The organism is Ruegeria sp. SATB027 (assembly GCF_059613825.1).
On record NZ_JBXWTH010000066.1, the window covers coordinates 1 to 4,139 of the forward strand.

General features: G+C 49.6%; 2 protein-coding genes and 1 pseudogene. 1 reads left to right on the forward strand and 2 read right to left on the reverse strand.

Annotated elements, in window-relative coordinates; genetic code table 11:
• The coding region (locus AC2FPW_RS16980) for a calcium-binding protein (protein WP_496814682.1) at positions 1-2,505 on the reverse strand (2,505 nt) is incomplete at its 3' end.
• A gap of 905 nt (positions 2,506-3,410) precedes the next feature.
• Positions 3,411-3,533, reverse strand: a complete 123-nt coding sequence (locus tag AC2FPW_RS16985; protein ID WP_496814683.1) for a hypothetical protein — start codon at positions 3,531-3,533, stop codon at positions 3,411-3,413.
• A gap of 38 nt (positions 3,534-3,571) precedes the next feature.
• On the opposite strand from AC2FPW_RS16985, the pseudogene AC2FPW_RS16990 reads away from it, so the two are divergent.
• Positions 3,572-4,062 (forward strand): annotated as a pseudogene (locus tag AC2FPW_RS16990) (IS3 family transposase); the annotation flags it as partial.
• Positions 4,063-4,139 lie beyond the last annotated feature (77 nt).

The following is a 4,139-nucleotide window of genomic DNA, read 5'->3' on the forward strand; positions in this document are numbered from 1 at the left end:
GGTGATGGTGCCGTCGCCCGCTTTCAGACCGATCTGGAAGTCATAGGCACTGCCGTTGCCGCCGACATGGGCGTTGATGGAATACAGGTCATCAACGGTAATGCCCTCGCCAAAGACCAGCCGGTCGTTTTCCTGGTAGTTGGCGCTGCTGGTAACAATCTGATCATTGCCTAGTCCCGCGCTAAAATGGAAGATATCATTGGTGCTGGTCTCTACAAAGATGTCATCGGCCTCAGATCCTCGGAACAGCTCAACCCGAACATCCTGTAAATTCAGTGCGCTGCCATCTGCGAAAGAAATGGCCTCGATCAGATAATCTTGGTCGGTGTCAAAATAGCTATTGATTGTAACAGTAGCCCCGTCATTCAAAGTAATGACCAGATCATTGGCCACTTGGGCAAAGGTCACATCTTCGAAGTTCACATCGGAGAAGTGTAATGTATCAAATCCGTTTTGCGAACCTGGTCCATAGTCCGAGATGACGTCTGACCCATCACCCAGACGATAAATATAGGTATCTGAACCGCTTCCGCTGTTTAACGTATCGTTTCCTGTACCACCGACAATTATGTTTCCGTCGTCGCCACCATTGATAGTGTCATCGCCAGCGGCTCCCAGATAATAGGTTGCACCATCATTGCTCAGGATGTCGTTGGTCTCGGTTCCTGTGACAACCTCGTAGTCACCATATTGCACTACTCCAATGACCAGGGGCGCTTCAACGTCGAGCCCTGCGTCCACTGCTGCCACGTAAAGAAGCGAGTTGTATTCTGCCTGGTTTTCGCTGAGATCAGGTTGCAACAAGTCCAAGGCCGCGATAGCGCTGGCAGTTGTCAGTGAGCCGCTGTCGATTGAACCCTGCAGACCGGAAAGCACGTCAGAAAGATCGCCGTCGAGAGAGCGACTAATTGGAGAATAGTTTTGGGTTAGTATGCGCAGCGGCGCCAGCGGGTGGGCTTCGATTTCAGCAGCCCAGGTCTCATAATCATCCGTCATGAGCATCGCACTTGACGCGGCAGATTGTGCCATGAAGCGACCCGCAAGCTTCTGCGCGAGTTCATCAAATTGTTTACTAATCTCATAGCCAGCGTTTGATAGCGGGTCGGATCCACCATATTGGTCGACATATGTGCTGCCATAAGCTTTTTCTAAGAACGCAAGTTTTCTTGCGTCAATGTACGATCCTCGACTTTCGGGGTCGACATCATCAACACCGGCCCAAGAGAAAACAAAATCAGTGAACGTAGATTTGAAGCTCTCAATATCGCCGCTTGCCAAAAGGGTTAATAAGCTTGCCGCTTCATCTCGCAAGTCATCATTGAGCGACAAGGTTACCCAAGTTGATGCGATTTGGCCGTACCCCCAAAGAGCTGGCATCTTCAGTGCATCGGGATGATACTCGAAATCATCAGGCAACAGGACCTTAGAATCGCTGGGGTCGTTTTGGAAGTGAATATCTTCGATTAGGCCCGTAGAGCCATCTTCGAATGTCACGCTGCTACGGTGTGACACGAGATGTTCAGCGTTGGTTTCATTTACCTGCGCTGCGTTTAGATCAATGGAGGTGATGCCCGCATCCGACAAGCTTAGAAGTTCGCCCGCATCAGACAAGCCATTTTGGTCCAGATCTCGCCAGACACGAAGGTCTGAGAATTGGGCATCATTAGCGTCAATCACTCCGTCGCTGTTCGAATCGAGTGCAGCAAGGTGAGCAAATCCGTCATTATGACCGGTGGCATTGCCGAACAATTCAGAGTTGTCATCTATGCGACCATTGCCGTTTCGGTCCAACGCCAGCAGACCATCATCAGACTCCACCCACCCGGTACGTTCAGCAAAACCATCCACGTTTAGATCGAAATAGGTGCGCGATTCTGCAAGAGCCGTGAGCTCAATGCCATCACCGTCGAGGTCGATTACCAATGGGGAGGTGGGAGGGCAGTTGAACGGGCCGTTAGGGTCAAGATCAGGTGTGTCTTGGGCAGGGGGGGTATACCAGCTTGGTCCAGGCTTGTAGTCACTAGTTGGAGGTTCCCAATCACTACCACCGACCTGCGTCGTCCAACCACCGACAAACTGCGCGCTCACAGTTGAAGAAGTGCCAACCTGAAACGCAATATCTCCTGTTGACAAGCTGATCGACGTCTGCCCGGACACGCCCGTAGTACCCTCAACGCCCAAATATCCCCCATTGAAAGCGTTGTGTTCCCCAGTATAACCCACAGCACCGAATTCACCAATTATACCAAAGACGGGCGCAACACCTGGTCCAATCCCTCCCTCTCCGGTCAGATAAACCGAATAGTTCTCAGGATTGTTTGGGTCGGCCAGTACGGTGATCGCGGCAGTTCCATCTGCCAATAGGCCACCGCCGCCTCCTCCCGCAGTTATACCTATCGCGTTTATTCCTTCCATTTCCACGCCGGCAGCTATTAGTTGATCACGCGCTGCGGATATACCGTCTCCAATATTATTTAAAAAATTATTGATTGTCTCAAGAGCCACATCCGGCACCCAGTCAGGAATTGTAAGGTCTCCGTGAGAGTTAGGGCACGTCATTTCTTTCTCCTTGCTTTGCATCGATAAATATTGACAACGAAAATCCAAAACTTTCGTTGCAACTAGGAAGTATCGGCGGAATTACTATTGGTTGGGCGTGGAATTAAATCGGAAATAAATAAGTTATTATTCAAGTAAAATTCTAAAATATGATTTTGCGAGAGCGTAGAGAAATATCGCAAATACCCATAAAGCTAACCCTGTCAATATTCCCGCCCATTGCATTAAGAAAACTAAAAAGAAGTCTGCATTTGGAGAAGTTCGAAGAGCATTGGGACGTGGAGATTTCCAGCATTTTTCTGCAAGAAACAAATAATTCCCAATTCCATATAGGTTCAAAACAAGTCGTTTTCGAGACGGGTCCTTTCCCCATTTTTTTCTGTAAAAACAGACGAATTCGTCTTCAAAATTGAATGCAGGGAAAATAGAAGTAAGTAGGAACATTGAGCACCAATATGAAAAAATAAAAATTATCGGAAACCCAATCATAAAAAGTAGTAGCTCCTTCAACTCACAACTCCTCTGATGACGTACTACCCGCCTAACAATTGCTTATACTACATTCAACCATTGCACATTTTATACTCATGTCAAGGTTGTATGTTGTGAAGTTGTTTTCAGTCTTTAATTGTGCATGCTTGCTGGGAGGTAGTCCTCCAGCATTCACCTCAGATGCCAATATTCCAAAGCTTTTCTGATTTTTCAGCAATGTCAATCCCGGAGCAAAAAAAGGGGCCACGCGCCGGTGTAAGATGGAGGCACTGAGGTTGAGCCATGCGGTACCTTGGCATCCACGCCATCAACAAAGCCCTCATCGACCATAAGAAAAAGGGGCCTTTGAGGCCCCTTTTTCAACCGTCCCTGTTCCGCAGCACCCTGAACGCGACCGGCCGTCGCTGATCGCCTGTCTTGCGGAACTGGATAACGACATCGATCATCGAGTGGCAGTATTCCATGATTTCAGAAAATGTCATTCCGGTATCGGCCTGCATGACCATGAATGCCAGCCGCGAAAGAGATGCTTCAGGACGTCATCAAACGAAAGCTCTGAGGCCTGCTCGCAAGAGAACGCTGGTCGACGAGATCAGGGCTGATTGGCGGGTATCGATCCGGAGGGCTTGTGGGCTTATCCGGTTCGATCCGCGGACATATCGGTACAAGTTTCGTCGACGCGACCAGGCCGCGTTGGAACAGCGGATCAAGGAGATTTGTGAGACACGCGTGCGGTTTGGCTATCGGCGCGTCCATGTGCTTCTGCGCCGGGAGGGTTGGGAGATCAATGCGAAGAAGACGTATCGTGTTTACAAGGAGTTGGGCATGCAGTTGCGCAATAAGACCCCAAAACGTCGTGTGAAGGCAAAGCTTCGCGACGACCGCAAAGAGGCCGTGAATCCGAATGATGTTTGGGCAATGGACTTCGTGCATGATCAGCTGACCACAGGTCGCAAGATACGCATCCTGACAGTCGTCGACACATTCTCGCGCTACGTTCCTGTGCTGGACTGTCTAACGTCAGCGCTTGTGGGACAGATTTGAGGTTTTCGTAACGGAGGATTTCTGGTTCATCGCAGCCTATATGG